General features: G+C 40.3%; 3 protein-coding genes. All 3 read right to left on the reverse strand.

The features are described from left to right. A partial coding sequence (locus tag ABLA76_RS14895; RefSeq protein WP_348988515.1) for a PFL_4669 family integrating conjugative element protein occupies nucleotides 1-413 on the reverse strand: 413 nt, incomplete at its 3' end. A gap of 180 nt (nucleotides 414-593) precedes the next feature. Further along, nucleotides 594-1,580, reverse strand: coding sequence for a BsuBI/PstI family type II restriction endonuclease (locus ABLA76_RS14900; RefSeq protein ID WP_348988516.1), 987 nt, complete (start codon nucleotides 1,578-1,580; stop codon nucleotides 594-596). A gap of 14 nt (nucleotides 1,581-1,594) precedes the next feature. Beyond that, entirely contained in the window at nucleotides 1,595-3,076 is a 1,482-nt protein-coding gene (locus tag ABLA76_RS14905) for an Eco57I restriction-modification methylase domain-containing protein (protein ID WP_348988517.1), read from the reverse strand. Nucleotides 3,077-3,264 lie beyond the last annotated feature (188 nt).

Genomic DNA, 3,264 nt, shown 5'->3' on the forward strand with positions numbered 1-3,264 from the left:
CCGCGATAGCCTAATGGGGAGTGGCTGTAGACGCCGATATTCAGCGGTTCGACAGAGGAAACAGCGGATAAGGTGATCTGCTGGGGTACAGCATTCAGGGTATCCTGCAAAGTGGCAATACTTTGTTGGAGATTGGCAGATGCGGCTTCCAACGCCTGCTCCAGCTTCACCAGCCAGGCATCGGCATACGGATTATCGGCAGCGGAATCCACACTGATCGTGCCCGCGCGTTTAATCACCTGCGGCATCCCGAGAATGCCTGAAAATTTTCGTGGATTACTGCTCTCTTCCCGTCTGCGTCCTGCCCACAGACGGATGGCATAGTGGGTATGCAGTGCAATCGTTAATGAGGAGGTTAAGACACCTGCACGTAATTGTGGTTGAGTAGAAGGTTTTTCTTCAGAATCAGACATGAATTAAGACTCCTGTTTGGCCTTGATAGCTGCTTGACTATCAGGGCAAAGGAGGCTGTGACTCAATGGATAACCAGTTATGGAAAGGGAAAAAAATGATTCATTTTTATTGATCGTGAAAAAAGATTATTTTTTAGTCACTGTTGGCAGTGCCAACAGTGTATAATTTTTAATCTGAACTTATAGCAATTCGTCTGTACTATCGTGAGGCCCCAAAAAACGATCGCCGTTAAAATGGATCATGTGATCAGGGTTATCTGCAATCCAGACCTCCGTTTCCCATGCAATATCCGCTGCATTTTTTTTAAACTCAGTAGAATCAGGGAAAGCCGTTACATATACCAACCCCGCTTTGCATGTTGTCAGCACGTTTTCCAACTCCAACTTGCGCTTTGGAGATATTGGCCCATGGCTTGTTACCGCTTCAATCAAAAAAAGCCATTCTCTTTTTTCATCGTAAACAACTAAATCTGGGAGTTTATCGTGAGACATAGGAGGAACCCCCAGCATTTCCAGCATTGTGGTTTCCAATATCATTAATTTCCCTCCCTCTTCACGACTACTCGCTGTATCTCCTATGTACAATACTTTGCCACCTTTTCCAATAAATCGTGGACAAAATTCATGTACAATATCAGCATGTAATTGGTTGTGCTTACCAGGCGACAATTTAATTTCTTGTCCATTAGGCAGTGTGACCGGAATTTTCAATAAATCCAAATTACGCCGATAGAGTTCCTGAAGGTTTGGCAATACAGCTTTATATTCTTCAATTTTTTGTTTCCAACTACCACTTGGAAATTCCTGTAATATTTCAAGGATAGGTTTATTCAAGGAATAATTGTTATCCTTACTGTTTGTTGCTCTTGAAGGATTATCTCTATTACGATCAACAATGCGAGCCTGCTCAAATTGGTGAAGAGTTTGACGACGTATTGTTTCTCTGCTATTAGGCTTATAATCTTGTCCATAGTTTTCGCGGATAAATTGCATAATATCCACAGTAGGTAATAAAGGTGCTTGTGCCCGGTGCCAATCATCATTAGGTTTGATATTGGCCAAAGAAAGGAATACCCAAGCAGAACGATCATTGTATTGTGCTTTTGGCATTCCCAGAGCTTGAAGAAGTATCTTAGCCTGCTGTAGCTTTTCTTGTTTCTTGTCCATCTTTGATGATATTCCTATATTTTTAAAAAATACTCTAAAAGTGTATCTATCTGTTCTTGAATAATTGTTTCATTAGATCGGAATGACATACCTATCTTTTGAATAATGTCACGCGTTGGCAATTTTAACAGCCTGATCTCTGTAGCATTCACTTGAGTATTTCCCGACATGCACCGGAAATATTTATCCAACAAAGTAGAGTTAAACAACACGGCTAGACCATAAGCCTCTGCTTGACTCAGTGGTCCGTCTTGATGCCCTATATAGTTTAAATGATTTTCTAGAGCTATCCGCTTTCCAGGCATATGACTAGGATCATGCACTCCAGCAACCAATCTGCGTTTTTCGTCCTTAGAACTAAAGCGTTTTAAGATGACATATGGCTGGTTTTTAGAGGTATGTTTCTCATGACCATCAAGCAACATGAATCGGGCATCTTTTTTATTTTCTCCTGTCCACTCTGTCTTGAACGCTTTCACGTTATGCATTCTCAGAAGAGGAATACTGCCGTGGATGTTGTTTGATTCAATGATAAATTCCCTGGTACGATGCTCTACTACTGGACCTGTTGAGATAAAATAACCATTATTCTCAAAACTGGATGGCCAGTATTCTACATCAGTCAAAATTTGGGCATCTTCCAGACTCTCTGGTATTCGGATGATCTCATAACCATTCGATGTGTCTATCAATTGGGCAGCTGGATAAGTATTGTTTTTATCTTTATTAAGATCATCATAGCCCGTTGAAGTGTAAACGTTGATAGAAGCGTTTTGAGACGCTTTACGATAAAAGCAGATAATATTCTCTTGCAGTACCGCCTGTTCCCGAAATAGCTGACTGCGAGAGCGGAAAATGTGAATCCTCTCAAGGCTCATTGTCCTATTCAAATAATGGCGAAATCCCTTAAAATATAATCCATTAGTGAAGCTACGGGGGACAATAGCAACCATTTGTCCATCATCTTCCATGCAAGAAGCTACTATAGCCATAAAAGAAGCATAGATATTAGGATTACCTGCATATAGATCTGCCGTAGCACCAGCATAGGGAGACGTTTTAGCATTATATTTAAAATATGGAGGATTGATTAAAGACACATGAAATGGCGCTTCTTTACAATCAGGCCGTGCCAAGACAAAATCTTCATATCGAATATCAAAAGTAAATTTACCATCGGCTTCTTTAAAGGCCTCAGCTATTCGCTGCATATTTGATTCTAATTGAGATAAAATACCGCTATCAATTTCATACAAAACAGCATGAACCTGTTTGTTTCCCTGAGCCAAACATCGCATAGCGGCATGAACGGTCAGAATTCCTGCCCCAGCTCCCGCATCAAGTAAACGTACAATTGGGATATCCACAAAAGTTAACATCGATGCCATATAATCAGCCACAGCGCTACCAGTGAAATATTGCCCAAACTCTTTTTTCAAATGTTCAGATTTAGCAGTTAAGTAGTCAGACTGGTTAAGTTCTATTGCTTCAATCATTAAAGTGGCCTTTCAATCACAAAACATGGGTGATACTAGACTGACATGATGTTTCATTCAATTGTATACGCAGATTTACACTTAAGAAAACCAGCGATAAAGTAAGGATTCACTCAATAATCAGTGCAAAAAGAGCATTTTTTATTCGCTATTAGCAGTATCAATAGTAATTAACCCGAATTCTGGAT

Source organism: Xenorhabdus sp. SGI240, from assembly GCF_040081915.1.
Lineage (GTDB): Bacteria > Pseudomonadota > Gammaproteobacteria > Enterobacterales > Enterobacteriaceae > Xenorhabdus > Xenorhabdus bakwenae.

Excerpts from the sequence above, each read along its gene's own strand:
- ABLA76_RS14905 (WP_348988517.1), bottom strand. The coding sequence starts at position 3,076 with ATGATTGAAGCAATAGAACTTAACCAGTCTGACTACTTAACTGCTAAA.
- ABLA76_RS14900 (WP_348988516.1), bottom strand. The coding sequence starts at position 1,580 with ATGGACAAGAAACAAGAAAAGCTACAGCAGGCTAAGATACTTCTTCAA.